We start from the raw sequence: 26,985 nt of genomic DNA, 5'->3' as shown, positions 1-26,985 counted from the left end.
ATGCGCCGCAATGGCGCGGAACATTCAGGATCAATTGGTGCCAAGCCGGCTGTTGTCATTCGCAGCATGACGCGCGGGCGCGCTGGCATAGCCGTTATACAGCGTGCGCGTGATCTCTGCGATCTTGGCATTGCGTGCGGCGGGGCCGCTTTGCCCCGTGACATAGATCGCCACCACCACGACGCGCCCGTCGGGCATGGTGATAAAGCCGACATCGCTGGCGGTCTTGTTCAGCGTGCCAGTCTTGTGGCCGAAATTGGTCCCGCTGGGCAGACCGGCCTTGATCCGCGTGCTGCCGGTGATCGTGCGCGTCATCGCGCCGACCAGCAGGCCGCGGCTTGCCGGGGAAAGCCATTTGCCCTGATGGATGCCCGCGATCAGCTGCACCATCTCGTCAGGCGGGGTGCTGTCGCGCACGTCGACATGGCGCGACAGGTCGAATTCCCACCGGTCGCGCACAAGCGTGGCGATATCGCGGTCGATGCGGAAATTCATCAGGCCGGTGTTCTTGCGCACCCACTCGTTCACGGCCTGCGGTCCGCCCACCACGGCCAGCAGCGCATCGGTCGCCTGGTTGTCGGACCGGGTGATCATGCGTTCCAGCAGGGTCTGCGCGCTCATCATCTCGCCCTTGCGGACGGGGGCAACCTTGCTGGAAAACGGTTCGGAAGCGACCGGCACCATCAGCGGATAGCGGTCGAACAGGCTGTATTTACCGGCATCCACGCCCGCCAGAAAAGTCGCGGCCACCGCGATTTTCGACGTGCTGGCCATGGGGAACGGCTCATGCCCCTGGATCGAAACTGTCCGGCCCGTGGTCAGGTCAAGCGCGGCCACGCCAATGCGGCCCTGCGATTGCGGAGCAACGGCGAAAAGCTGGCGGCGGAACTGTTCGGGGACGGGATCGCCCGCCATTTGCGAATTGCGCTGCGAATCGAGGATGGCCCCTTCGGGTCCGTTCAGGAATTCCTCGAATGTCTGCGCTTGCGGATGCGTGTCCTGTGCCGATGCGGCAGGCGCGAATCCCAGTGCGGAGGCGGCCAGAAAGCCGATTCCGTAACGACGAATGGCAACGCCCGCGCGGCGCAGCTTGTGCGATGACAGTCCCTTCATGGACGCAATCCTATCAAAGTCCCGATTTTCATAAGATGAACGAAGCGCGCAATTTGCTCAAGCACCGACAGAAACCTTGTGGAAGGCGGCTAGGTTTCGTCTCCGTCCGGCACGCAATCGTCGGCATTCGGCGCGCTTTCATGCGCATCCGATGCCGAAATGGCACGCGCCTGCGCCTTGCGGCGGCGCAGATTGGCGCGCAGCTGCGCCGCAAGCCGTTCTTCCCGCGTTTGGGCGGGGGTGTTGCCCGTGTTTTTGCCGTCACTTGCCATGGCGGTTTCATTGCATCCCGTTGCCGCGGTGACAAGCGGGCGAGGCTGTGCTTGACAAGCGCTGCGCACCCCGCCAATAGCGCGCCCTCGCAAGACGCCGATGTGCCTTTCGCATGTTCGTTGCGCCGGGCTGCTGTAGCTCAGTGGTAGAGCGCACCCTTGGTAAGGGTGAGGTCGGGAGTTCAATCCTCCCCAGCAGCACCATTTCCCGACATTTGTGCCGCGATGGCGCAGAATTTCGTGCAAGCGGCGTTAGCTTGGTGACATTGACTGTCACCTTCCTAAAACGTTTTGCGCGCGCCGCGTTTTCCCGACTTAACCTATCCGAAACGGCCAGCATGCTAGGGGGCAGACTGCCGTGGGGACAGGATCAGGCAATGAAAGGGACAGTGCGATGATTGACCGCACCGGAAAACTCCGCACCGGATTTTCGCGCCTTCGCAGCTTTCGCCGGAACGAGCTGGGGACCAGCTCTTCGGAATATGCGCTGATTCTGGGCGTCGTCGGCGTTGGTGTCGGCGCGGCGACGCTGGTGCTGGGGGCCAATGTCGGTTCTTCGATGAACGGCAAGGTGGATGACTTCGATGTCGCCTATCCCGGTGCGACCAAAGGTGGCGGCGGCGGCGGCGCTTCGCCTTCGCCGACACCCGCGCCAACTCCCGCACCTTCGCCCACTCCCACTCCTACTCCGACACCCACGCCGACCCCGACTCCGACCCCTACACCCGGTAACGGGAATGGAAACGGTAATGGCAACGGAAACGGAAACGGAAACGGAAACGGAGGCAACGGCAACGGCAACGGCAACGGCAATAACAAGCCATAGCCTTGACGTCAGGGTCCGGAAACAATCCGGCCCGGAATCGCGGGTTTGATTGCGCGCTTCCGGGCCGGTTGTTTATCCGCCGGCGGTGTCAGCTCAGTCCGCCCGTCAACTGCATTTCGGATGGCGACCGATGTCGCGGATGTCGTAAACGCGTCCATCGGCCATGGTCACCTGCAGGCATTGGTCGGACGATGACCGGTTCCAGATCGTGTAGGCAGTCGATCCGGACTTGAACCCGTCGACATTGCGGAATCCGCGACGCTGCAGTTCGGTCTCCATGCTCGACCCGCGCATGCCCTTTACATCGTCAAATCGAACCTTGTCGCTGTTGCCGCCGTGGCCCGAATGGTGGTGCGGCGTGTTGTGTTCGCGCTGTTCCGTGCCCGCGCTATAGCCGTTGGAATAGGCGTCGGAGCTCTGATAGTTCTGATAGGACTTGTTGTGCAGACCGTGCTGATAGCCGATCTCGTACTATAGCCGTTGGAATAGGCGTCGGAGCTCTGATAGTTCTGATAGGACTTGTTGTGCAGACCGTGCTGATAGCCGATCTCGTACTGGCGCTCGTAATCCTCGTCCTCGTGGTGTTTCCTGTCATCGTGGTGGTCGGATTTATGCGCCAGCAAGGCGCCGATCAGCACGGCCCCCGCGACCGCGGCGACCGCGCCGCCGGTGCCGATGCCGCCTTCCTTGCAGTCCGACTTCGACGCGTCGTTGACGGTCATTACGCGCCCGCCCTCGCTTTCGACGACGATGCAATTCTCGTCCTTGTCGTGCCACCAATAGGAGTAATAATAGCCGTAAATGCCTGCGCGCCCGTCCTTGTGCTCGAAATCCGCGCGGCGCAATTCCCGCTCGGCATCGCCGACGTTCTTGCCGTTGATATAGGTCATCTTATCGGCCTTGCGTGCCACTGCCGGACTGGTCCCGGCCAGAACCAGCGCGACACTGGCCGATGCCAGCGAAATCGTTCTGACAATCGCCATTTTTTGTCTCCCTTTCTCTGCCCGCAGAGGGAGATTAGACCGATTCCGGCGACGACGGGCAAAAAACTTCAGATTTGAAGTTCAGGCGCGCAGATCGGACCATTCGGGATGGCGGCGGAATGCTGCCTCGACATAGGAGCATTGCGGCACGATGCGGAAACCCTCGCTGCGCGCATCCGCGATCAGCGCATCGACCAGACGGCCCGCAATGCCACGCCCGCCGATTTCGGGCGGGACCAGCGTATGATCGGCAACCAGCACATCGCCGCGCTTTTGATAGGTCAGCCGCCCGATGGCGTCGCTGTCCGCCGGACGGGCGCGATATTCGCCGCGGGTATCCTCGTCATGGCGGGTGATTTCCAGATCGTCCATCGTGGCTCCTTTCAGGGGGGGGCTGTGAAACGGCAGGGCGCGACAGGCGTTCCGCCAGCCCTAACCGCGTGCGCCGAACAGGGCGGAGCCGACGCGCACATGGGTCGCGCCCAGCATGATCGCGGTTTCGAAATCCCCGCTCATCCCCATCGACAGGCCGGAAACGCCATTGTCCGCGGCGATCTTGGCCAGCAGCGCGAAATAAGGGGCGGCCTCCACATCGAAGGGGGGCACGCACATCAGCCCTGCGATGTCGATGCCCGCATCGCGCGCCGCCGCCAGCAGCGCAGGCGTGTCGGCAATCGGACAGCCTCCCTTTTGCTCCTCTGCCCCGATATTCACTTGCACGAAACAGGGGACGCGGCGGCCCGCCTTGTCCATCGCCTTGGCAAGCGCGGTGACAAGGCCCGGCCGGTCGAGCGAGTGGATCGCATCGAACATGGCCACCGCATCGTCCGCCTTGTTCGATTGCAACTGGCCGACAAGGTGCAATTGCGCATCGGGAAATGCATCGCGCAGAGCGGGCCATTTCTCTTGCGCTTCCTGCACGCGGTTTTCACCGAACAGGCGGTGGCCCGCATCCAGCAGCGAGCGGATGCGCTCTGCCGGATGGGTCTTCGAAATGGCCACCAGCGACACCTCCGCAGGCTTGCGGCGGGCGATTTTGGCGGCGTGGGCGATCCTGTCGCGGGTTTCCTGAAGCGCTGGCACGGTCATCGCGCGCTGCTATAGCGGGGGTGTGACGATCCGCCAGCCCCCCAATTCCCGTAAACCCGCCAAATCGCAACGGCTGCCATGGCTGTGGCTTGTCAGCGATGCGCGCAACGATGCCGCGCTGGAACGGGTGCTGCGCCGTCTGCCGCGGGGAAGCGGGCTGGTGTTCCGGCATTATCAACTGCGTCCCGAAAACCGGCGGCAGCGGTTCGACCGGCTCGCCCGTATCGCGCGGGGCAGGGGGCATGTGGTCGCGCTGTCGGGAACGGCGCGGCAAGCGCGCGAATGGGGCGCGCAGGCGGTGTATGGCCCGCCACAGCGGCTACGCGGCGCGGCGGGGTTGTTGCGGCTGGCGACGGTGCATTCGATGCGCGAACTGGGCGCGGCGCGGCGGGCGGGGGCGGATCTGGTGTTTGTCTCGCCGGTGTTTCCCACGCGGTCGCATCGCGGCGGCGCGGTTCTGGGGCCGCTGCGTGCCCTGATGCTGGCGCGGCAGGCGGGAGGCGGGGCGATCATGCTGGGCGGCATGAACCGCGCCCGTTTCCGTGCCTTTGCCGCGATCCACCATGTTCGTGGCTGGGCCGCTATCGACGGGCTGTCCACACGGTTTTCCCCATAAGTGCGCACAGGTAATCCACAGATCGCGGCGAAACCCCCGCTGCGATTGACCCGGATTCCGCCAGCGCGGATAATCGCGCACCATTCACCCGCTTGAAATACGAAGGGAACGCGCGATGGCGACACGCGCAAAACAGGCGCCGGACTGGCGTGCGGCGATCAGGGCCAGTTTCAACCGCAGCGCCGAGCTGGTCGGCGCGGTGGCGCTGATCCTGCTGGCGCTGTTTCTGGCGCTGGCGATGGCCAGCTATTCGCAGACCGATCCCTCGCTTTCGACGGCAGCGGGCGGGCAGGCGCAGAACTGGATGGGCGGCGCGGGTGCCGTCGCGGCCGATCTGCTGTTCATGCTGTTCGGCGGCATGGCCGTTCTGTTGCTGCCCCTGCTTTATGTCTTTGCCCGCCGCCTGTGGCAATTGGCCGAGCATGAAGAGGAGGAAAGCGCCGTCAGCTGGAAACGCCGCTGGGGTCGCCCCTTGCTGATGCTGGTGGCGGCCATGCTGCTTCTGTCCAGCGTGCTGGCGCTGCTGTTCGACGGGCCGGTTTGGGACCTTCCGGCGGGGCTGGGCGGACTGTCGGGCCTGCTGGGCGCCAAGGCGATACAGGGTCTGGGCGGGCTAGCCCCCGATCCGTGGTCGGACTGGCTGGTGCTGGCGCTGTCGATCGTGGCGCTGGCGGCGGGCGCGGGGCTTGCGGGCCGCGTATTTGCCATCGACTGGGCCGGATTGCTGACTCTGCCCGCGATGCTGCGCCGCGAACCGGCAGAGCGGGGCGAGGTCAAGCCGAAGCCCGCTAGGCCCGCGCGTCAGCCGAAACAGGCGGTGGAGCGCATGCCTGCGATCGACGATTTCGACGATGACGACATCCCCTTCGACACGCCCGAGCCCGCGCCGCGCCGCGCGCCCGAAATCGCGGACCCGTCTTTGGCGCCAAAGCCTGCCGCGGCGGCCAAGAAACCCAAGCAGCGCGAATTGTTCGGGCAGGATTTCCAGCTGCCCAGTTCGGACCTGCTGGCCGAACCGCCGGACCAGTCGGGCAAGGTGATCGACAAATCCGCGCTGGAGGCGAATGCCCGCCTGCTGGAAACCGTGCTGGAGGATTTCAACGTCAAGGGCGAGATCACGGCAGTGCGCACCGGCCCCGTCGTTACCATGTACGAGCTGGAACCCGCGCCGGGCATCAAGGCCGCCCGCGTCATCGGTCTTGCCGAGGATATCGCCCGTAACATGAGCGCGATTTCGGCGCGTGTATCGGCCATTCCGGGCAAGACCGTGATGGGCATCGAACTGCCCAATGCCGACCGGCAGACCGTGGCGCTGCGCGAGTTGATCACCAGCGCCGCATTCGTCGATCACAAGGGGATGCTGCCGATCATCCTAGGCAAGGATATCGCGGGCGAGCCGATCGTCGCCGACCTTGCGGCCATGCCGCATTTGCTGGTCGCGGGCACGACCGGTTCGGGTAAATCGGTGGGCCTCAACTGCATCCTCCTGTCGCTGCTCTACAATTTCACGCCCGAGGAAGTGCGCCTGATCCTGATCGATCCCAAGGTGCTCGAGCTCAAGAGCTATGACGACATCCCGCACCTGCTCTCGCCCGTGGTGACCGAGCCGCCCAAGTCGGTGCGCGCGCTGAAATGGGCGGTCGAGGAGATGGAGCGCCGCTATCGCATGATGTCGAGCATCGGGGCGCGCAACCTCGTCAGCTTCAACGAACGCGTCCGCAATGCGGCGGCCAAGGGCAAGCCGCTGGGTCGCCGCGTGCAGACCGGCTTCGACCCCGAAACCGGCGAGGAAATGTTCGAGGAAGAACAGCTGGATTACGAAGTGCTGCCCCAGATCGTGCTGGTGGTGGACGAGCTGGCCGATCTGATGATCACCGTCGGCAAGGAGATCGAGGTTCTGATCCAGCGCCTGAGCCAGAAATCGCGTGCGGCGGGCATTCACCTGATCATGGCGACGCAGCGCCCGTCGGTCGATGTCATCACCGGCGTGATCAAGGCGAACATGCCGACGCGTATCTCGTTCCATGTGACCAGCCGCATCGACAGCCGCACCATTCTGGGCGAACAGGGCGCCGAACAGCTGCTGGGCAAGGGCGACATGCTGTACAAGGCCAGCAGCCGCCCGATCACCCGTGTCCACGGCCCGTTCGTATCGGACGAGGAAGTGGAGGCCGTGGCCGAACACTGGCGCGGGCAGGGCGAACCGGCCTATGTCGACAGCGTTACCGAAGAGCCCGAGGATGGCGGAGGCTTTGCCTTTGACGATCTGGAAGGCGGATCGGACAATCCCGAGGACCGCAAATATATGCAGGTCTGCCAGATGGTGTTCGAAAACCAGAAGGCATCGGCCAGCTGGATCCAGCGCCAGATGGGCGTGGGGTACAACACCGCGTCCAAGTGGATCGAGCGGATGGAAAAGGACGGGCTGGTCGGTCCGGCCAACCATGTCGGCCGCCGCGAAATCTATCGCGACCGCGACGGGCAGGCGTTATAGGCGGTATGATCAGGGTGACAAAGGTGACACCCTGTCACCCTGCCGTCACCCTGCCGGCATCCGGCGCAAACCCGCGCGAAAGCTGGTATTGCGGCCCTGTGGGTCACAAATCGGGCCAATGGCGGAAAGCGGACAATGCGAAAGAGCGTTGAGCCCGAACGCTAGCGCGCGATCGCCGTGTAGGACAGCGAAAGCCGCGCGCGCATCATGCCGCCGCGCTGCCGAAGAACATGTCTTCGGGACTGCTGATCGTTGCGGTGCCGCGTCCGTTCGCCTTGGCGGCATATAGGGCGGCATCGGCGCAGGACAGCACTTCGGACAGCGAATAGCCCGGCGTGTCGATGGCGGCGACACCGACGGTGCCCGTCACGCTGAGCGGTTTCGACCGGAACATCATGTCCAGCCGCAATGCATCGACCAGCCGTTCGGTAGTGTCCCCGATTTCGGCGACCATGTCTGCATCGGTGAACAGCACCACGAATTCGTCGCCGCCCAGCCGCGCCGCAAAGCTGGAGCGCAGCCATGGTTGCCGCATCGCCTGCGCCGCCGCGCGCAGCATCTCGTCCCCAGCCTTGTGGCCGTAACCGTCGTTGATCTGCTTGAAATGGTCGAGGTCGAACAGCGCAAGGGCGAAGGGGCGGAACCGGTCGGACGACAGGCGTTCGAACCGCCGGGTGAAATGGCGACGGTTGGGCAGTTCGGTCAGATCGTCGGTCAGCGATGCCTTTTCCAGCCGGCGTTCGATTTCATGGCTGGCGCTGACGTCCTGAAACGCGCCGACGATGGCGCTGATCCTGCCGTCGCGGAACTGCGGATCGCCCAGCGCCCGCACGCGCTTCGTCTTGCCGCAGGCGGATGTGAAATCCAGTTCGAGATCATAGGCGATCCCGTCATTGATCGCGCCGTCCAGCGCGCGCATCAGCCTTTGCCGGTCATAAAGCGGATAGAACGACAGCGCCTTGTCGACATCGGGCACGGGGCCATATTCCATGTCGTGGATGGCAAAGACCTGTTCCGACCAGTCCAAGCTGTCATCGGCAAGGTCGAGCCGCCAGAACCCGATCTGCGCCATTTGTTCGACGCGGCGGATGATCCGGCCCAGCTCGTCGAAATCGTTACCATATGCCGATCGCGTGCCCGAAGTGGCCGCGGCCATCAATTGCCTGTACAGATACATTCCCATGCAATCTGAATAGCTTGCACAGGCTTAGGGGATGCTGACCAAATATGGTTAAGACAACAATTGTCAGGGCATAGGGGAATGTCCCTAGGCCTCCCGATCGGGCAGCGGCCAGCCGACGCGTTCCTCGACGAAAGTATCCTTGTTGCGGATATAGCCGCCTGCCCCGAAGGCGCGGCCGACCAGCGCCATGGCCTGCGTGTCGACGCGCGGGCGTTCGGCGGGGCCGGTCAGGAATTCGTCACCGATATGCAGGGCCAGAATCTCGCCCAGAATGATCGTGAAATTGCCGCCCGTCTCGATCGGCTTCCATAATTTGCATTCCAGCGCGGCGGGGGCGCTGGCGATCAGCGGGGTGGCGACCGTGCTGGCGGGGCGCGTGGCGATGCCCAGCGCTTCGATCTCGCTCACCTCGCGCGGGGCTTCGGCGGCGCTGTCGACCATGGTGCGCGTATCCGCCTCGCGCACGAGGTTGATGGTGAATTCGCCCGTGGCCATGATGTTGCGCGCGGTATCCTTGGGATCGCCCTCCGCGCGTTGCCCGATGCCCAGCACGCAGATCGGCGGCTCTGACCCGAGCACGTTGAAAAAGCTGTAGGGCGCGGCGTTCAGAACGCCCTTTTCGCTGCGGCTGACGACCCATGCCACGGGGCGCGGGGTGACGGTGTTGACCAGCAGCCGATACCGGTCGGCAGGGGTCATATCATGCATGTCGAACTTCATGGCGATGACCTAGCGATCATGCGGCTTGTTGGCTAGCCGCAGCGAAAAAACGCAATAGTCTGTCGGAAATGACTTCCCTGCGAACAATTGTTACTTAGAATTTCGAGCATGTTAACCGGTCCGTAGGGCTGAAATGCCATAAGCCGCGCATGTGGGGTCCGGTTCGCAGATTCGCAGCAACAGCACTGATGCTGGCCATTGCGCTCTTCGTCTCGACAGAGGCGCGTGCGGGCGAGGTGGCGACGGGTGACGTGCGCGCAAGCTGCCATGCCAATGGCGGCATCGCGGCCGAGGAACTGACGGGTGGCGCGCGGCTGGCCGACATACCCTGGCAATGCGGCAATCGCGATTTCGGTTCGGCCTCGACGCGCGGCTGGCTGTTCTTTTCGCCGGGCGATCTGGCCGCTGCCCGTGCGCCGACCCATTTCGTCACCGGCATCGCGCGTTTCGACCGCATCACCGTCATCACGCTCGACGGCAATCGCGTCCGCGACCGGCAGACATATGCGATGGGCGATATCGAGCTGTTCGTGAACGGCGCGAATTTCGCGATTCCCTTGCCCGATATGGACGGCACCACATCGGTGCTGGTCGAGATCGAGCGGGCGGGCAGCAGCGCCATGCTGGCCGAGGGATCGCTGCAACGCGGCAGTGCCGAGGATGGCACGCTGGGCTGGTCGCCGCGCATGATGATCGTGCTGGCGGTGCTGGTCGGGCTGCTGATCGCGCCGCTGATCTATAATTACGCGTTCTACCTTGTGCTGCGCGAACGCTTTATCCTGTGGCATATCGCGATGGTGCTGGGCATGAATGCCTATCTGGTGGTGGCAAGCGGCATCATCCACCGGTTCGCGCATATGGGCATCGGCGCGCTGGCGTTTCTGAACCATATGTCGTTCCTGTGCATGGTCGCGGCGGGCGCGGCATTTTGCGCCAATTTTATCGAACCGCACGCGATGACCCGCCGGATGCGCGACCTGATCGTGGGGACGGGCGTGGCGACGCTGATCTTCGGCACATGGGCCAGCCTGCCGCTGGAGGCGACGCGCCCCTTCGGCAACCGGCTTTACCTGCTGGGGTTCCTGCCGATCATCACCCTGTTCCTGTTCGGCATGTGGCACGCGGCGCGCCGCCGCAGCCGTGCGGTCTGGTTCCAGATCTATGGCTGGGCGCCGATCATCGTCGTCGGGCTGGAACGCATCGTGCGCAGTTTCGGCCTGTATGCCGTGCCGCACTGGATGGACCAGCTGATTTTCCTGACGCTGGGTTTCGAAATCGTGCTGGCCGCGCTGGGTGTGGTGGACCGGTTCGACGTGCTGCGCCGCGACCGCGACAAGGCAGAGGCGCGGATCGATTCGCTGGCCTCTCTGGTCGACCGCGACGCGCTGACCGGCCTGTTCAACCGCCGCGCGCTGGAAGCCCGCTATCCCGATTTGCGGGCCGATGGCTATACGGCGCTGGCGGTGATCGACCTTGACCATTTCAAGAGGGTCAACGACCGGTACGGCCATGCGATGGGCGACCGCGTGTTGCAGGAAACGGCGGCGGCGCTGTCGGCCGATCCCGATACGATCAGCTTCCGCCTTGGGGGCGAGGAATTCCTGATGCTGATGCGCGGGGCCGATGTGGTCGAACGCGCCGAACGCATGCGCCGCGCCATATCGATCCGCATCGTGAACGAGATCGACGGCATCGACGCGCCGATCACCGCCTCGCTGGGGCTGGTCGATACGACGCCGGGCGTGGCGACGACCCTGCGCCGCGTCTATGCCCATGCCGACCGGCTGCTCTATGAAGCCAAGAACAGCGGTCGCAACCGCATGCTCAGCGAACGCATCCAGCTGTTCGACGCACCTGTCCGGCGGCGGCGCGGCGACCGCCGCACGGGCGAGCGGAGGGCCGCGGGGGTCGAGGGTTAGAGGGGTCAAATGGCCCGCAGCACGAATTCGATCTCGCCCGATGGCAGGGTCGCATAGCGATACGACCAGCTGTTTGAATCCATAAAGTTGCATTTGCCTATGGGGCAGGTCACCCCAAGCCGCTCACGAATTTCTGCCACGAACCGTTCCTTGCATTGTCGGTCGAGCTTGAGACGCACGCCATAGGTGAAGTCGGTCGCATCATCGTATTCGCCAATACGGATGTTCTGCACCTTGGCCGATTCGCACAGCCTTAACCCAGTCTTTTGCTCGAAGAAGGCAGGCGTTTCGGGGCGATGCTGTGAACAGGCGATAAGTGCGAGGCATGGTAGCGCGAAGACCGCTGCCGCTGCCTGACGCGGGAATTGCATCATTTTCACGCCCCACGCGGCACGAAGGGTGCGGCGACTTCGGCGGGGATGCGCATGATGCGGCCGGTGGCCTTGTCGATCATCGCCCAGTCGGACCGGACCGAGACGATGGGCTTGCCCACCGGCTCTCCGTCCCGTTCGCGAAAGAAATCGACCAGCCGTTCGAAACGCGCACCCTTGGGCCCGCGTTCGATGCGGGTTTCGCCGATCACGCTTTCCCCAAGGGCGATATTGCCGCGATAGTCGACCTCGTGCCGCGTCACGACCCACAGATAGGCCGCCTGATGGTCTGGCGGGGCGACGGCTTCCCAATGGGCGCCGGCAATGTCCTGCACCCAGTTCAGCCAGATCGCATTGTTCACATGGCCCATGAAATCGATATGTTCGGGGCCTGCGGTGAACGTCACGCGCCAGGTGGAAACCGGCTCCATCCCTATGCGTCCAGCATATCCATCTGCCACAGGATAAAGGCGAATTCCTCCGCCGTTTCCTTCAGCGAATCGAACCGGCCCGACTTGCCGCCGTGCCCTGCGCCCATGTTCACTTTCAGCAGCAATTCATTGTCGTCGGTCTTCAGCTCGCGCAGTTTCGCGACCCATTTGGCCGGTTCCCAATAGGTGACGCGCGGATCGTTCAATCCGGCCGTCACCAGCAGCGGCGGATAGGCCTGTGCGCGGACCTGATCATAGGGGCTATAGCTCTGGATCAGGGTGAAGGCGGCGGCATCCTCGATCGGGTTGCCCCATTCCGGCCATTCGCCCGGCGTCAGCGGCAGGGTCGCGTCCAGCATGGTCGACAGCACATCGACAAAGGGCACATGCGCCACCACCGCGCCCCACAGGTCGGGATCGGAATTCAGCACCGCGCCCATCAGCTCGCCCCCTGCCGATCCGCCCGATGCGGTCACGCGGCCCTTGGCCGTATAGCCCCTGTCGATCAGCCCCCTGGCGACATCGACGAAATCGTTGAACGCATTGGTCCGCTTTTCCAGCTTGCCGTCCAGATACCATTGGCGGCCCAGATCGTCGCCGCCGCGGATATGGGCGATGGCATAGATAAAGCCGCGATCCACCAGGCTGAGCCGCGCCGTGCTGAAATAGGGCGGCATCGCAATGCCATAGGCGCCATAGCCGAACAGATGCAGCGGCGCCGATCCGTCCAGCGGCGTATCGGCGCGCATCATCAGCGATACGGGCACTTCGGTCCCGTCGCGCGCGGTGATCACCACGCGTTCGGTGCGGTAATTCGCCGCATCATAGCCCGACGGGATTTCCTGCACCTTCAGCACGGTCAGGCTGCCGGTCGCGACGTCATAGTCAAAGGCGGTCGCGGGCGTGACCATGGAATTATAGGACACGCGCAGCACATCCATGTCCCATTCGGGATTATTGCCCATCCCCGCGACATAGCTTTCCTCGGGGAAGTCGATCGGGGTGATCTTCGCCGGATCGGCGTAATCGCGGATCTCGATCTGGTCCAGTCCGGCGCGGCGCCCCTCGATCACATAGAATTTTTCGAACAGGTCGAGGCCGGTGATATAGAATTCGTCCGATCCGGCGATCAGCGTGGTCCAGTCCGCCGGGCTGGACATGGGCGCGGTGGCGACGCGGAAATTGACGTGATCGTCATTGGTCAGCACGAAGATCGTGTCGCCCTTGATGTCGATGTCATATTCGACGCCCTTGGCCCGCGCCTTCACCAGAATCTGCGGCGCAGTAGGGTCGGCGGCAGGCGCGATCCATGCCTCGCTCGTCTCGTGATCCGATGTCGCGACGATCAGCCATTGCTCGTTCGCGGACAGGCTGGCTCCGCAGCGGAAACCCTCGTCATCCTCGTGGAAAATCTCGACATCGGTGTCGAGCGGGGTGCCCAGCGTGTGGAGCCGGACATTATCGGTGCGCCATTGCTCGTTCGCCAGCGAATAGGCGATTGTCGTATCGCCCGCGACCCAGACCAAGGCGCCCAAAGTGCCGGGGATCGTATCGGGCAGCATCTCGCCCGTGGTCAGATCCTTGATCCGCGCCTCGTATCGTTCCGACCCGTCGGTGTCGGTCGAAAAGGCCAGCTTCGTCCCGTCGGAAGAGATCGAGAAGCTGCCGAGGCTGAAATAATCCTTCCCCTCGGCCAGCGCGACCTCGTCCAGCAGCAGCACCTTGCCCTCGGTCCCGTCGCGGCCCCCGCTGGCGGGTTTGCGCCACCATTGCTTGTATTGCGCGCCCTTTTCATATTCGATCCAGTAATACCAGTCGCCATCCTTTTGCGGGACGGAGCTGTCGTCTTCCTTGATGCGGGCGCGCATTTCGGCGAACAGCTTTTCGGTCAGCTTTTCGTGCGGGGCCATGCGCGCCTCGAACCAGGCGTTCTCGGCCTTCAGATGCGCCAGCACTTCGGCATCCTCGACCTTGGGATACAGCGGGTCGCGCAGCCATGCATAGGGATCCTCCACCGTCATGCCGTGATGGGTGAAGCTGTGCGGCTTTTTCGCGGCCACGGGTGCGGCGGGAAGGGCAGTGTCGGTCACGCGTGATGCCTGCTTTCTGTGATATTCTGGTGATCCGCGGGGGCGGGTTTCCCCTGCGGCTGGAACTCGTCGCCCGGTGAAACTATGTTCGGTGCATTGAAGCCACAAGGCAGACCCCCACACGTTTCAGGAATTTTCCATGTTGATGCAGACCCATGAAGCCCGACTCGCCGCCCTTCGCGAAGAGTTGAAGCGCCGCGATCTCGACGGATTCGTCGTGCCCCTGTGCGATGAGCATATGAGCGAATATGTCGGTGCCTATGCCCAGCGGCTGGAATGGCTGACGGGTTTCGGCGGATCGGCCGGGTCGGCCATCGTGCTGACGTCGCGGGAAAACGGCAATGGCGCCGCGATCTTCACCGATGGCCGCTATACGCTGCAAGTGCGCGAGCAGGTGGACGGGAAGCTGTGGGATTACGTCGGCGTGCCCGCGACATCGCCCGCCGACTGGCTGGCCCGCAATGTAAAGGCAGGCCAGCGCATCGGCTTCGACCCGTGGCTGCATGCCCACGCACAGGCACAGGAACTGAAAAAGGCGGTCGAGAAAAAGGGCGCCGAGCTGGTCGCCGTGGCGGACAATCCGATCGACGCCGTGTGGCAGGACCGGCCCGCGCCTTCCGCCGCGCCCGCCGTCCCGCATGAGGATGCGCTGGCAGGCAAGGCCAGCAGCGCCAAGCGCGAGGATGTCGCCGCATGGCTGGCGGAAAACGGGGCCGATGCGGTGGTCATCACCGCGCTCGATTCCATTGCATGGCTGTTCAACCTGCGCGGCAAGGACGTGGATCGCACGCCGGTGGCGCTGTCCTTTGCCGTGGTCAATGCGGATGGCAGCGCGGAACTGTTCATCGCCCCCGAAAAGGTGGACAGCGAACTGGTCGCCCATCTGGGCAATCACGTCGCGCTGCGCCCGCGCGCCGATTTCGAAAGCGCGCTGGGCGATTATGCGGGCAAGACCGTCGCGGTCGATCCGGTCCGCGGGGTAGAGGCGATCTTTGCGGCCCTGCTGGCGGGCGGGGCGAAAGTGATGAAGGCGACCGATCCGGTCGTGCTGCCCAAGGCGGTCAAGAACGAGGCGGAGCGCGCCGGCCATCGCAGCGCCCAGCATCGCGACGGCGCGGCGGTGTCGCGCTTCCTGCACTGGCTGTCGGTCGACGCGCCCAAGGGCGGCGTTTCCGAAATGTCGGCGGCAGACCGTCTGCGCGGGTTCCGCGAGGAAACCGGCCAGCTGCGCGACCTGTCGTTCGACACGATTTCGGGCAGCGGCCCCAATGGCGCCAGCCCGCATTACCGCGTGAGCGAGGAAAGCAACCGCACGCTTGAGCCGAACAGCGTCTATCTGGTCGATTCGGGCGGGCAATATCCCGATGGCACCACCGATATCACCCGCACCGTGTGGGTCGGCCCCGATGCCGCCCCGCAGGAAGTGAAAGAACGCTTCACCCGCGTGCTGAAGGGCCATATCGCACTGGACCGCGCGATATTCCCCCAGGGCACGACCGGCCACCAGCTTGACGTGCTGGCGCGCCAGTTCCTGTGGGAAGTGGGCCTCGATTATGCGCATGGCACGGGGCACGGCGTGGGCAGCTATCTCGCCGTGCACGAAGGGCCGCAGAACATTTCCACCCGCGCCGTCGCGCAGCCGCTGATCGCGGGCATGATCTGTTCGAACGAGCCGGCCTATTACAAGGCAGGCGAATACGGCATCCGGATCGAGAATCTGGTGCTGGTGGAGGACCGCGCGATCGAAGGCGCGGAAAACGCCATGCTGGGGTTCGAAACGCTGACCTTTGTGCCGATCGATCGCAATCTGATCGATGTCGACCTGCTGACCGATGCCGAAATCGCGTGGATGGATGCCTATCACGCGAAAACCCGCGCCATCGTCGCGCCGCAGCTGTCGGGCAGCGATCTGGCATGGCTGGAGGCGCAGACGGCTCCGCTGCGATAGGGCGACCGGCGCTGACCATGAATGGAATGACAGGAAACTGCCGGTTTTCTTGAACGGAGATGAACGACCGCATCCGGCTGATACCATTTGCGACAAAATGGCCGGATGCGGGGATAATGTTGCGACACGGGGGCTGTAGAACGGTCAACAGAAGTCGCGGGGCGGAACCGCAACCGGGTTTGTCCCTGATGTCCCCCTCCCCCAAGCCCGATGGTCTGGTCCGCGACTTCACCCCGTTTTTCGGAACGATCCGTTCCGTTATGATGAAATGTAGAGAGAGGCATTGATCATGAAGAAGACCATTCTGGCCGCGAGTGCGGCAATCCTCGCCATCGGCGGCGCGGCCTATGCGGCGCAGCCTGCTGGCGGGTTCGACCGCAACGCCGACATGACCATGGCCGACGCCAAGGCGAAGTCGGACGAGATGTTCGCCCGCATGGATGTGAACGGCGACGGCAAGATCGACAAGGCCGACCGCGAGGCGAAGCAGGCCGAGCGTTTCGCTGCCAAGGACACCAATGGCGACGGCGTGCTGAGCGAAGAGGAATTTGCAGCGCGCGGCGAACGCGGCGACGGCGAACGTTCCGGTCACAAGGGCCATCGCGGCGGCAAGCGCGGCGGCGGTATGGCGATGATGAAAATGGCCGACACCAATGGTGACCAGGCCGTCACCAAAGCCGAATTCGACGCAGCCTTCACCAAGCACTTTACCATGATGGACACCGACAAGAACGGCACCGTCACGGCAGAGGAACGCAAGGCCGCGCGCGACAAGATGCGCACCATGATGCGAGGCGCCGGTGCGGCCCGCTAAGCCAGAACCGGACGTCAACACCGCGGGGCGTGGAAGCTGATGGCTTCCGCGCCCCATGGTGCTGGCCAAGGTGCCGGCCAAGGTGCCGGTTCGCAGCCCGACCGCATCTTGCTGGTCGACGATGAAAAGGCGCTGCGCGAACCGCTGGCCGCCTATCTTGCCAAGCAGGGTTTCGCCGTGCGCGAGGCCGAGAGCGCCGCGCAGGCGCGGTCCATGCTGCAGGGCGAACCGGCCGATCTGGTCCTGCTCGACATCATGATGCCGGGTGAGGACGGGCTGTCGCTGTGCCGCCATCTGGTCGAGGCGAAGAGCATGCCCGTCATCCTGCTGACCGCGCGGGGCGAGGCGACCGACCGTATCGTCGGGCTTGAAATCGGCGCCGACGATTATGTCGTCAAACCGTTCGAGCCGCGCGAGCTGGTCGCGCGGATCCGTTCGGTGCTGCGCCGCGCCGCCCGCGTGGAGTCCGTGCCCGAGATCGAGCGCGACTTCATGTTCGAGGGCTGGCGGCTCGATCCGCTGAAGCGGCGTCTGACCGATCCCGAAGGTGCGGTGGTGGCGATCTCGTCTGCCGAATTCCGCCTGTTAAAGGCGTTTCTGGACCATCCGCGACAAGTGCTCGACCGCGACCGCCTGCTCGACATGGTGCAGGGGCGCGAGGCGCATCTGTTCGACCGCAGCGTCGACAATGCGATCAGCCGCCTGCGCCGCAAGGTCGAGGTGGACCGCGCCGATCCGCAGCTGATCCTGACGGTGCGGGGCGGCGGCTATATGCTGGCCGCCGATGTGTCGCGGCACGATCCGATCGACGCCGGAGGCTGAGCGCGGATGGTGCGCCTGCTTTCTCCAAGGAATCTCGCTCCCAAAAGTCTTCAGGGCCAGATGCTGCTTGCGATCGCGGCGGCATTGCTGGTGGCGCAGGCCATCGGCGCGGTGCTGGTATGGCGCGCGCAGATCGAACGGACCGAGGCGGCGACCGCCCATGCGCTGGCGTTCCGCATCATCGCGGGGCGCGTGATCGTCGACGACGGAGAAAGCCGTATCGGCCGCCGCCTGTTGCGCGACCGCCTGCTGCGCGGGCCGGACGACGGGCTGGGCCCGCGCGGCGGCGTCGGGCCCATGCGGCTGGAAGAAGCCGGCTTGCTGGCGCGCTTTGAACAGGATCGCGCCGACAGCGACCTGACCGAAAGGCTGGAGGAGATCCTGCACGAACAGGGCCTTTCGGTCGCGGAACTGGCGGTGTTTTCGCGCAGGCTCGACGATGATGAATGGGCATCCAGCTATGTCCGCCGCCGCATGCGCGATCAGCCGCGCCCGCCGCGCGTGATCGTGGCCGCCGTGCGCATGACCGCCGACAGCAATCTGATCCTGGCCCGCGTGTTCGAACCGCCCAAGGCGCGCGCATTGGGCTGGCCCCTGATCATGCAGACGCTGCTTATCTATCTGGTGCTGGTCGGCGTGGTTGCGCTGGTCTTGCGCCGCATTACCGGCCCGCTGCGCGCCCTGACCGAACGGGTGGAGGCATTTTCGTCCAATCCCGCATCGCCGCCCGCCGGACAGGTGGAGCCGCAAGGGCCGCTGGATACCCGCCGCCTGATTGCAGCGCATAATGCGATGGAAGCACGGATCGGCGCGCTGCTCGATGAAAAGGACGTGATGCTGGGCGCGATCGGCCACGACCTCAAAACCCCGCTGGCGGCGCTGCGCGTGCGGATCGAATCGGTAGAGGACGATGCCGAACGCGCCGCATTGTCGGCCACGATCAAGGATATCACCGACACGCTCGACGATATCCTCTCGCTCGCCCGCGTGGGCCGTCCGTCCGATCCGCTGGAAGTGACCGAACTATCCGCCCTCGTCGCCAGCGTGGTCGAGGAATATGAGGATATGGGCGAGAATGTCGTGCTGGGCGATACGCAGCGCATCGTTCTGCCGCTGCGCGCCACATGGCTGCGCCGCGCGCTGCGCAATCTGGTCGGCAATGCGCTGCGCTATGCCGGCGGGGGCGAGGTGTGCGTCGAAAAGCGTGGCCAGCAGGCGATTGTGCGCGTGATCGACGAAGGCCCCGGCATTCCCGAGGACGAGATCGCCTTTATGCTGGAGCCGTTCCAGCGCGGCGACCCGTCACGCAACCGCGGCACCGGCGGCGCGGGTCTGGGCCTGACACTGGCACGCGCCATCGCCGAACAGCACGGCGGCACGCTGACCATCACGAACCGCAGCGACGGGAAAAGCGGGATCGTGGCTGAACTGGCGTTGCCTGTTTGATTTGGGGCCCTCAGACGCCGGGCGCGGGCCATCCGGCCCGCTTGGCTACGCGCCAATAAGGCGCGGCGGCCGTTCGGCCTTGCGGGAGTCGCTTCGCGCCCCGTTCTTGCGCCCATTCCAATCTGTCAGGCCAAATCTCCGGGCGCGAAGCGACTCCGGCAAGCGCGAACGCGCGCCCGAGCTTATGCGAGGAAGCCAAGGGGCGCGGATGCGCCTCGCCCGGCGTCTGAGGGCCCGAACAAACACTCCCCCAATTTCCTACCTCATCAACCCGCCGATCAGATTGCGCACGAACCGGCCCGCGACGGCGCCGCCAAGGCTGGTCGCGATCGTGCCTGCTGCTGCGGTGGCCGCGCTGCGGGTGGCGTTGGCGCTGGTTTTGCGGCCGGTGATCTTGGCGGCGATGACCACGGCGGCGCTGCTGGCGGCGGCACCGGCGGCGGCCTTGCTGGCCTTTTCCCACAGGCTGGGGGTCTTGCGCGCCCGTTCGCGTACTTTCTCCTCGCCCTTTTCCTCCACCTCCTGCGCGGTTTCGGCGGCATCGGCGGCCTTGGCCAGCAGCACTTCCTCGGCGCTTTCGCGGTCGATGGCGGTGTCATATTTGCCTTCGACCGGACTGATCGACTGGATGATCGCGCGTTCTTTCGCCGTGATCGGGCCAAGGCGCGAACGCGGCGGTTTGATCAATGTGCGCTGCACCACCGAAGGCGCGCCATCGGCCATCAGCGTCGACACCAGCGCCTCGCCCGTTTTCAGCTGTGTAATCGCCTCTGCGACATCCAGATCGGGATTGATGCGGAACGTTTCCGCCGCCGCCTTGATCGCCCGCTGGTCGCGCGGGGTAAAGGCGCGCAGCGCATGCTGCACCCGGTTGCCCAGCTGGCCGGCCACATCCTCGGGGATGTCGATGGGATTTTGCGTCACGAAATAAACGCCCACGCCCTTCGACCGGATCAGCCGGACGACCTGTTCGATCTTGTCCTCCAGCGCCTTGGGCGCGTCTTCGAACAGCAGATGCGCCTCGTCGAAAAAGAACACCAGCACCGGCTTTTCGGGATCGCCCACTTCGGGCAAAGTCTCGAACAACTCGGACAGCAGCCACAGCAGGAAGGTGGCATACAGCTTGGGGCTGCGCATAAGTTTGTCGGCCGCAAGAATGTTCACCGTGCCGCGACCCTGTTCGTCCACGGTCAGGAAATCGTCGATCTCCAGCGCGGGTTCGCCGAAGAACATGTCGCCGCCCTGCGTGCGCAGCGACAGCAGGTTGCGCTGGATCGCGCCCACCGACTGCTTGGTCACATTGCCGTATTTGCCCGACAGTTCCGACGCATTCTCGGCGCAATGGGCCAGCATGGATTGCAGATCGTCAAGGTCGAGCAGCAGCAGCCCCTGTTCATCGGCATAATGGAACGCGATATTCAGCACGCCTTCCTGCGTATCGTTCAGACCCAGCAGGCGGGCCAGCAGCAGCGGCCCCATTTCCGATATGGTGGTGCGGATCGGGTGCCCCTGTTCGCCGAACAGGTCCCAGAACACTGCCGGATTATCGGAATAGGCATAATCGTCCATGCCCAGTTCCTTTGCCCGCCCTTCCAGCGATGCGGCATGTTTGAACGTGGACGAACCGGCCATGGCGATGCCCGACAGATCGCCCTTTACGTCGGCGACGAACACCGGCACGCCGCGCGCCGAAAAGCTTTCGGCCAGCCCCTGCAACGTCACCGTCTTGCCCGTGCCGGTCGCGCCCGCGATCAGCCCGTGGCGATTGGCGCGTTTCAGGTTGAGCCATTGCTGTTCGCCATTGGCGCCCAGACCGATGAAGATGCTATCCGTGCCGTCTGCCATAAATCGTCCCGTTTGCGTTCGGTATGTCCATGATGTCCGCGATAGGGGCCGCGTGGTCAAGCCTGCGTTCGGAGGCGACAGCACTTGGCAAGAATGCAGCCATCATTCACATATGTCGTGCAATGGGCGGAAAATTGCGGGGGCCGTAAAGGCGCTCTGCCGCGCCCCTTTTTGAACCGGAGAGATGCTTGACCGCCGCAGCCCAGACCAATGCTTTATCGCGCAGCAAGCGCAAACGCCTGTGGTCCGCGCTGCTGGTGCTGGGCGCGGTGGCGCTGGGCATTTTGTGCGCGGTGCTGCTGGTGTGGTCGACCATCAACACCGAACGCGCCGCCCGCCTGCAATCGGCCCGCTATACCGAAGTGATGTCGGCGCTGCGCGACATCAACCGCGCGGCGCTGAACGCCGAAACGGGGCAGCGCGGCTATTTCATCACGCTCGACCGGCGATATCTCGCGTCTTATGAATTCGGGCGCGACCTGTATCCGCGCGCGCTGGAACGGTTGAAACTGCTGTCGCAATCGAGCGAGGACCCGCGGATCGAGCGGCTGGTGGCCGAGGTGGAAGAGGCAGGCGATGCCAAGATGGACGAGCTTGCCGGCAATGTCGAACTGATCGCCGCGGGCCAGATCGTCGAGGCGCAGCAAAGCATCCTCAGCAATCGGGGACGGCTGGATATGGAGCGGCTGAACGACGCGCTGACGCGGCTGGAAGAGGTGGAGCGCGGATTGCAGGAAAGCGCCGCGGCACAGGCGTTCAGCGCGGAGCGGCGGGTGCTGCCGTTGCTGGTGATTGCCCTGGCGCTGATGGGCGCGGGTCTGGGGTTCGGCTTCGTGCTGGCCATGCGCGCCGCGCGGGCGGAGGCGGCCGCAAGCCGCGCCGCCGAGCTGGAGGAAGCGCGCGACCGCGCCGATCTGCTGGCTCGCGAATTGAACCATCGCGTCAAGAACCTGTTCGCGGTGATCCTTGCCATCGTGCGGATGAGCGGGCGCGGACAGCCCGAGGCGGCGCCCGTGGTCGACAATATCGCCGCGCGCATTCACGCCTTGCTGGAAGCGCATAATGTGACGCAGGGCCCTGATGGCGGTGCCGGTGAGGGCGAGGCCGATATGGGCATGCTGGTCGGCAAGGTGCTGGCCCCCTATCGCAGCGAGGGGAATGCCGCAGATATCGATGGCGAGGATGTCGCCCTGACCGCGCGGCAGGCGACGCCGGTGGGTCTGGTCCTGCACGAGCTGGCCACCAATGCGGTCAAATACGGGGCATGGTCGGGGAACAGGGGATCGGCAGAGAAAGGCAGGATCGCCATCGACTGGGCGCGCAAGGGCGATGACGTGCTGCTGACATGGACCGAAACCGGCCCGTCGATCGCGGTTCCCGACGGGCACGAGGGGTTCGGTTCGATGCTGATGCGCAGCGCCGCGCGCCAGCTGGACGGAGAGATCGAGCGCCGGTTCGAGGCGGGCCGCATGGTCGTGGAAATGCGCATTCCGCAAGGCGGGTAAGCGCTGCGGCGGCCCGATGTTGCATTGCAGCATCGGCATGGGTTAGCCTGCGTGCATGAGCCTTGAGACATTGCGCAACTGGATCCATGCGCAGGCGGGCAGCAATAGCGCCAGCGAATGGATCATCGCCCTTGCCGGAGCGGCGCTTGCCGTCGTTCTGGCGCTGATCGCCCACCAGATCGCGTTTCGCCTGTTGCGGCGTTTCGCGCGGGCCAGCGATAGCGAGGCGGACGACATGGTGCTGCGCCGCATCGCGCGCCCCACGCGCTATGCGCTGATCGCGCTGGCGCTGGTGCTGGCCGCGCGCGAGATCGATGCGCTGGAGGATATCTGGCAGCGGCTGGCGGGTTTCGTGATGCCCGCGCTGATCGGCTGGATCGCGATTACGCTGTTCCATGCGCTGATGGGCACCATGATCATGCGTGCCGATATCTCGGTCGAGGATAATCTGCAGGCGCGGCGCAAGCGCACGCGGCTGACGATCTTTTCGCGGATCGGCACGTTCCTGATCATCTTTATCGTGATTTCGCTGATGCTGCTGTCGATCCCCGGCGTGCGCGACATCGGCATTACGCTGATGGCGTCGGCGGGCCTTGCCGGTCTGGCCGTGGGCGCGGCGGCGCAGCCTGCCCTGAAATCGCTGATCGGCGGGTTCCAGCTGGCGCTGACCGAACCGATCAGCATCGGCGATGCGGTGATCATCGGCGGCGAATGGGGCTGGATCGAGGAAATCCGCATGACCTATGTGGTCGTGAAGGTCTGGGACGAGCGGCGGCTGGTGGTGCCGACGTCGAAATTCCTCGACGAGATTTTCCAGAACTGGACCAAGAAGACATCGCAGCTTCTGGGCACGGTGATGTTCTATGTCGATCCGCTGACCAAGCTGGACGCGATCCGCGAGAAATTCATGGAAATCGTCGAGAGCAATCCGCGCTGGGACAAAAGGGTCAGGCATATGCAGATCACCGAACTGACCCGCGATGCCATCGAAATCCGCTTCCTGATGACGGCCAAGGATTCGCCGACATTGTTCGACCTGCGCTGCGATGTGCGCGAGGCGCTGATCCAGTGGATCGCCGCCGAAATGCCCGAAGCCATCGTGCGCCAGCGTATCCTGACGCCCGAACCCGTGCGGGTGGAAAGCGGGGGCGCGGACATCGGCAGTCCCGGCGGGCAAGCGACGGGCTGAACGGCGGGGCGCATTGCCCCGCCGTTCGCGCGCCGGGCCTTGGGGCCGGTCAGCTTTCCTCGTCGCCGTGCTTGCTGTCGCGCGTGCTGGTCAGCATGCCCGGTGCGATAAAGCCGATGGGGTTGGTTTCCGCCGCACGGCGTTTCAGCTCGCCGCGCATCTTGGCATATTCCTGTTCCATCTTGGCGGTGACCGTGGCGCGCGAATCCTCCAGCGCGTCGGCGAAATCCGCCGCGCTGACGCCGGTGACCGCCGCCCCTTCGCGGCGAATGGCGTTAAGGCCCGCGCGGCGCACCACATCTTCCAGATCGGCGCCGGTGAAACGCTCGGTCTTGGCGGCAATCGCGGCCAGATCGACATCGCCTGCCAGCGGCATCTTCGACGTGTGGATTTTCAGGATATGCAGGCGGCCCGGCTCGTCAGGCGCGCCGACATAGACCAGCTCGTCGAAACGGCCGGGGCGCAGCAGGGCGGGATCGACCAGCGTGGGACGATTGGTCGCGCCGATCACCACGGTCGATTGCAGCTCCTCCAGCCCGTCCATTTCGGCAAGGATGGTATTGACCACGCGCGCCGTCACCTGCGGCTCGCCCGCACCGCTGCCGCGCGCGGGGACAAGGGAGTCGATCTCGTCGATAAAGATCACGCAGGGCGCAACCTGACGCGCACGCGCGAACAGGCGCGAGATCTGCTGCTCGCTCTCACCATACCATTTGCTCAGCAGGTCGGACGATTTCATCGAGATGAAATTCGCCTCCGCCTCTTTCGCGACGGCCTTGGCCAGCAGGGTCTTGCCGGTGCCGGGCGGGCCGTACAGCAGAAAGCCCTTGGCCGGCCTGATGCCCAGTCGCTTGAACGCCTCGGGGTTTTTGAGCGGCAGTTCGACGCCTTCGCGCAATTTGCCGACCGCTTCGTCCAGACCGCCAAGGTCGGACCAGCCGACGGTGGGGGCCTGCACCATCACTTCGCGCATGGCCGAAGGCTGGATGCCCTTCAGCGCGTCGGTGAAATCCTTGCGCGTGACCGACAGATCGTCGAGCACTTCGGGCGGGATCGTGCGTGCGTCGAGGTCGAGCCTCGGCATGATCCGCCGCACTGCCTCGATCGCGGCTTCGCGGCATAGTGCCGCCAGATCCGCGCCGACGAAGCCGTGGGTGGTGCGGGCCAGTTCCTTCAGGTCCACATCCTCGTCCAGCGGCATGCCGCGGGTGTGGATGGCAAGGATCTCCTTGCGCCCGTTCTCGTCCGGAACGCCCACGATGATCTCGCGGTCGAACCGGCCGGGGCGGCGCAGCGCCTCGTCAATCGCGTCGGGGCGATTGGTCGCGGCAATGACGACAAGGTTCGACCGCGCGTGCAGCCCGTCCATCAGGGTCAGCAATTGCGCGACAAGGCGCTTCTCCGCCTCGCCCTGCACGTTCTGGCGCTTGGGTGCGATCGAATCGATCTCGTCGATGAAGACGATCGCGGGCGATGCCTTTTCGGCTTCCTCGAAAACCTCGCGCAGGCGCTTTTCTGATTCGCCATAGGCGCTGCCCATGATCTCGGGCCCGTTGATCAGGAAGAAATTGGCATCCGATTCGTTGGCCACCGCTTGCGCCAGCCGCGTCTTGCCGGTTCCCGGCGGGCCGTGCAGCAGCACGCCCTTGGGCGGATCGACGCCAAGGCGGGTGAACAGTTCGGGATAGCGCAAAGGCAGTTCGACCATCTCGCGCAATTGCTTGATGGTCTCTTCCATGCCGCCGACATCGTCGTAATTGACGGCGGCCCGCGCGTCGCGCGGCTCCTCGAACTCGGCCTTCAGCTCGACCTCGGTATTCTCGTCGATATGGACGATGCCCTTGGGGCTGGTGGACACGACCGAGAGGCGGATCTGCGTCAAGGCGAAGGCTGGGGCGTTGAACATGCGCGCGACTTCGGGCGGCATGTCCTGCACACGCTGCTGCCCGCGCGTGGCGACCAGATCGCCCTGCGTCAGCGGACGGCCAAAGAAATTGCGCTTCAACGCCTGCGGCGGGCCCTGCAGCCGCATTTCGCGCTGTGCAGGAGCAAAGACGACGCGGGTGGCAGGGCGCGATTCGGCCTTGCGCACGATGACATGCTCGCCCGAACCGACCTCGGCATTGCCGCGTTCCAGACCGTCGAGCCGGATCACGTCCAGCCCTTCGTCTTCGGCATAGGGGAGCAGGGCGCGCGCAGGGGTCAGCCGTTTGCCCTCGACCTCGATAATATCGCCTTCGGTAATGCCCAGCCTGCCCATGGCTTCGCGGGGGATGCGGGCGATGCCATGGCCCGATTCCTCCTGCCGGGCCGCAGCCACCTGCAATTTCACTTCGCGCGCGTCGAGCGCCGCATCTGCATCCGCCATCAAAGATTCCTCAAGCCAGCAGTTCTGTCATGCAGCGGACGCCTTGCAAGAAGCGCATCCGCCGGAACGGGAAACATGGGGACTGGGGATGCCAGTTGCAAATGGCGATGTGGGGCATTTTGCCGTTGCGCCGCGAAGCTGCGGAGCCGTGCGCAGGCACCGGCGAATCGCCGCGGAAACAAGGCAAAAAAATGGCCCGGTCGTTGCCGACCAGGCCTGAAAGTTTTGGGAGAGGATGCCTATAAGGCCCCTTCTATCTAGGTGAGGGTCCGCGATTGCGCAAATGCGAAAAGGGCGCACGCAATTGCATTCCATGCAACTATGGCCCGAAACCGCGCATTTCTTGTGCAATTCGTGCCTAAAAAACGGGCAGGCGCCTTTTGTTCTTTTCATATCGCCATGGCGATGGTGCAGTGCAGCATCAGCCGTCCATCGGGCGCGCGCATCCCGCAAGCGTCTGATCGCCCAAAGTAACCTGCGCCGTGAACGGGTAATTGCGGTCGCTCATCCCGTCGGAACAGGGCGCGACCGTCAGTTCGATGGCGAATGGCTGGTCGCCCATCATGCCCGACAGGCGCCGCATCTGGGTTTCGACCAGCTCGTCCTCGATCGCGATGGCGCTGCCTTCGCTGTTTTCCGGAGTCGAATAGCGCAGGGCGATGCCGCCATTGCCGGAACTGACCGTATGGACCGCCCAGAACGGTTCGGTGCCCAGCGCGCGGAATTCGGCGGGAATATGCGATTCGCCGCTCGTCTGGCGGTGCAGCTTTTCTGCGGCTTGTCCGGGCGGGGCGGCGGCCTGTTCGTCGGCAGGCTGTGCGCAGGCAGCCAGTGACAGGGCAAGGGCCACGGCGCAAAACCGCATGTTCGGCAGGGGGGCTATCGCAGTCATGCGTATTATATTAGCAGCGCCCCCCAACACAGGCGAGTGCCCCCATGGT

24 protein-coding genes and 1 tRNA gene are annotated in these 26,985 nt (G+C 64.5%); 11 read left to right on the top strand and 14 right to left on the bottom strand.

Annotation, left to right across the window (positions count from 1 at the left end; genetic code table 11):
- Positions 1 to 30: 30 nt before the first annotated feature.
- Positions 31 to 1,113 (bottom strand): serine hydrolase, encoded by a 1,083-nt coding sequence (locus tag LOZ74_RS16260; RefSeq protein ID WP_230292048.1) that lies wholly within the window; start codon positions 1,111 to 1,113, stop codon positions 31 to 33.
- An 89-nt stretch (positions 1,114 to 1,202) separates the two neighbouring features.
- Positions 1,203 to 1,385, bottom strand: a complete 183-nt coding sequence (locus LOZ74_RS16255) for a hypothetical protein (protein ID WP_230292047.1) — start codon at positions 1,383 to 1,385, stop codon at positions 1,203 to 1,205.
- A gap of 129 nt (positions 1,386 to 1,514) precedes the next feature.
- On the opposite strand from LOZ74_RS16255, the gene LOZ74_RS16250 reads away from it, so the two are divergent.
- Together LOZ74_RS16250 and LOZ74_RS16245 are read left to right on the top strand one after the other, a co-directional pair.
- A tRNA-Thr gene (locus tag LOZ74_RS16250) sits at positions 1,515 to 1,589 on the top strand.
- 190 nt (positions 1,590 to 1,779) lie between these two features.
- Entirely contained in the window at positions 1,780 to 2,211 is a 432-nt protein-coding gene (locus tag LOZ74_RS16245) for a hypothetical protein (RefSeq protein ID WP_230292046.1), read from the top strand.
- Positions 2,212 to 2,316: 105 nt separating this feature from the next.
- Here LOZ74_RS16245 and LOZ74_RS16240 read toward each other — a convergent pair whose 3' ends face one another.
- The 4 genes from LOZ74_RS16240 to LOZ74_RS16225 all read right to left on the bottom strand — a co-directional run bounded on the left by LOZ74_RS16240 (position 2,317) and on the right by LOZ74_RS16225 (position 4,283).
- Complete coding sequence (locus LOZ74_RS16240) at positions 2,317 to 2,490, bottom strand: hypothetical protein (protein WP_230292045.1); 174 nt, start codon at positions 2,488 to 2,490, stop codon at positions 2,317 to 2,319.
- 20 nt (positions 2,491 to 2,510) lie between these two features.
- Positions 2,511 to 3,194 (bottom strand): hypothetical protein, encoded by a 684-nt coding sequence (locus tag LOZ74_RS16235; protein ID WP_230292044.1) that lies wholly within the window; start codon positions 3,192 to 3,194, stop codon positions 2,511 to 2,513.
- A gap of 81 nt (positions 3,195 to 3,275) precedes the next feature.
- Positions 3,276 to 3,566, bottom strand: a complete 291-nt coding sequence (locus LOZ74_RS16230; protein ID WP_230292043.1) for a GNAT family N-acetyltransferase — start codon at positions 3,564 to 3,566, stop codon at positions 3,276 to 3,278.
- Between the two features lie 60 nt (positions 3,567 to 3,626).
- On the bottom strand, positions 3,627 to 4,283 hold the full coding sequence (locus LOZ74_RS16225; RefSeq protein WP_230292042.1) for a YggS family pyridoxal phosphate-dependent enzyme: 657 nt from the start codon (positions 4,281 to 4,283) through the stop codon (positions 3,627 to 3,629).
- Positions 4,284 to 4,305: 22 nt separating this feature from the next.
- On the opposite strand from LOZ74_RS16225, the gene LOZ74_RS16220 reads away from it, so the two are divergent.
- Entirely contained in the window at positions 4,306 to 4,899 is a 594-nt protein-coding gene (locus LOZ74_RS16220) for a thiamine phosphate synthase (protein ID WP_230292041.1), read from the top strand.
- A gap of 115 nt (positions 4,900 to 5,014) precedes the next feature.
- Positions 5,015 to 7,393, top strand: coding sequence for a DNA translocase FtsK 4TM domain-containing protein (locus LOZ74_RS16215; protein WP_230292040.1), 2,379 nt, complete (start codon positions 5,015 to 5,017; stop codon positions 7,391 to 7,393).
- A gap of 205 nt (positions 7,394 to 7,598) precedes the next feature.
- Here LOZ74_RS16215 and LOZ74_RS16210 read toward each other — a convergent pair whose 3' ends face one another.
- Together LOZ74_RS16210 and LOZ74_RS16205 are read right to left on the bottom strand one after the other, a co-directional pair.
- Positions 7,599 to 8,549: a GGDEF domain-containing protein gene (locus LOZ74_RS16210; protein WP_230292039.1), complete on the bottom strand. Its 951-nt coding sequence runs from the start codon at positions 8,547 to 8,549 to the stop codon at positions 7,599 to 7,601.
- A 111-nt stretch (positions 8,550 to 8,660) separates the two neighbouring features.
- Positions 8,661 to 9,296, bottom strand: coding sequence for a flavin reductase family protein (locus LOZ74_RS16205; protein WP_230292038.1), 636 nt, complete (start codon positions 9,294 to 9,296; stop codon positions 8,661 to 8,663).
- A gap of 188 nt (positions 9,297 to 9,484) precedes the next feature.
- On the opposite strand from LOZ74_RS16205, the gene LOZ74_RS16200 reads away from it, so the two are divergent.
- Positions 9,485 to 11,215, top strand: coding sequence for a diguanylate cyclase (locus LOZ74_RS16200; RefSeq protein WP_230292037.1), 1,731 nt, complete (start codon positions 9,485 to 9,487; stop codon positions 11,213 to 11,215).
- A gap of 5 nt (positions 11,216 to 11,220) precedes the next feature.
- Here LOZ74_RS16200 and LOZ74_RS16195 read toward each other — a convergent pair whose 3' ends face one another.
- Genes LOZ74_RS16195 through LOZ74_RS16185 form a run of 3 tightly spaced genes read right to left on the bottom strand, consistent with a single transcriptional unit; the run spans position 11,221 to position 14,038 of the window.
- A complete protein-coding gene (locus tag LOZ74_RS16195; protein WP_230292036.1) occupies positions 11,221 to 11,589 on the bottom strand; it encodes a hypothetical protein in 369 nt (122 codons plus the stop codon).
- A 2-nt stretch (positions 11,590 to 11,591) separates the two neighbouring features.
- Entirely contained in the window at positions 11,592 to 12,017 is a 426-nt protein-coding gene (locus LOZ74_RS16190) for a thioesterase family protein (protein WP_230292035.1), read from the bottom strand.
- 2 nt (positions 12,018 to 12,019) lie between these two features.
- Complete coding sequence (locus tag LOZ74_RS16185) at positions 12,020 to 14,038, bottom strand: S9 family peptidase (RefSeq protein ID WP_230293935.1); 2,019 nt, start codon at positions 14,036 to 14,038, stop codon at positions 12,020 to 12,022.
- 214 nt (positions 14,039 to 14,252) lie between these two features.
- Between LOZ74_RS16185 and LOZ74_RS16180 the strand changes: the two genes are divergently transcribed.
- From LOZ74_RS16180 to LOZ74_RS16165, 4 genes are all read left to right on the top strand, one after another.
- Positions 14,253 to 16,055 (top strand): aminopeptidase P family protein, encoded by a 1,803-nt coding sequence (locus tag LOZ74_RS16180; protein ID WP_230293934.1) that lies wholly within the window; start codon positions 14,253 to 14,255, stop codon positions 16,053 to 16,055.
- A gap of 289 nt (positions 16,056 to 16,344) precedes the next feature.
- Positions 16,345 to 16,869, top strand: a complete 525-nt coding sequence (locus LOZ74_RS16175; RefSeq protein ID WP_230292034.1) for an EF-hand domain-containing protein — start codon at positions 16,345 to 16,347, stop codon at positions 16,867 to 16,869.
- A gap of 39 nt (positions 16,870 to 16,908) precedes the next feature.
- Positions 16,909 to 17,691, top strand: a complete 783-nt coding sequence (locus tag LOZ74_RS16170) for a response regulator (protein ID WP_230292033.1) — start codon at positions 16,909 to 16,911, stop codon at positions 17,689 to 17,691.
- 60 nt (positions 17,692 to 17,751) lie between these two features.
- On the top strand, positions 17,752 to 19,137 hold the full coding sequence (locus tag LOZ74_RS16165) for an ATP-binding protein (protein WP_230292032.1): 1,386 nt from the start codon (positions 17,752 to 17,754) through the stop codon (positions 19,135 to 19,137).
- Positions 19,138 to 19,395: 258 nt separating this feature from the next.
- Here the strand turns inward: LOZ74_RS16165 and LOZ74_RS16160 are convergent, their stop codons facing one another.
- Entirely contained in the window at positions 19,396 to 20,982 is a 1,587-nt protein-coding gene (locus LOZ74_RS16160; RefSeq protein ID WP_230292031.1) for a helicase HerA-like domain-containing protein, read from the bottom strand.
- A gap of 188 nt (positions 20,983 to 21,170) precedes the next feature.
- Between LOZ74_RS16160 and LOZ74_RS16155 the strand changes: the two genes are divergently transcribed.
- Together LOZ74_RS16155 and LOZ74_RS16150 are read left to right on the top strand one after the other, a co-directional pair.
- Positions 21,171 to 22,487 (top strand): sensor histidine kinase, encoded by a 1,317-nt coding sequence (locus LOZ74_RS16155; RefSeq protein ID WP_230292030.1) that lies wholly within the window; start codon positions 21,171 to 21,173, stop codon positions 22,485 to 22,487.
- 55 nt (positions 22,488 to 22,542) lie between these two features.
- The gene (locus LOZ74_RS16150) at positions 22,543 to 23,676 is read left to right on the top strand and encodes a mechanosensitive ion channel family protein (RefSeq protein WP_230292029.1); all 1,134 of its coding nucleotides are present in this window, start codon (positions 22,543 to 22,545) and stop codon (positions 23,674 to 23,676) included.
- Positions 23,677 to 23,725: 49 nt separating this feature from the next.
- On the opposite strand, the gene LOZ74_RS16145 is transcribed toward LOZ74_RS16150, so the two are convergent.
- The gene (locus LOZ74_RS16145) at positions 23,726 to 26,044 is read right to left on the bottom strand and encodes a CDC48 family AAA ATPase (RefSeq protein WP_230292028.1); all 2,319 of its coding nucleotides are present in this window, start codon (positions 26,042 to 26,044) and stop codon (positions 23,726 to 23,728) included.
- Between the two features lie 421 nt (positions 26,045 to 26,465).
- The gene (locus LOZ74_RS16140) at positions 26,466 to 26,936 is read right to left on the bottom strand and encodes a COG3650 family protein (protein WP_230292027.1); all 471 of its coding nucleotides are present in this window, start codon (positions 26,934 to 26,936) and stop codon (positions 26,466 to 26,468) included.
- Positions 26,937 to 26,985 lie beyond the last annotated feature (49 nt).

The sequence above is a fragment of the Croceicoccus sp. Ery5 genome, assembly GCF_020985325.1.
In the GTDB taxonomy this organism is placed as follows: Bacteria; Pseudomonadota; Alphaproteobacteria; order Sphingomonadales; family Sphingomonadaceae; genus Croceicoccus.
This window is presented reverse-complemented; position numbering and strand designations above follow the sequence as displayed.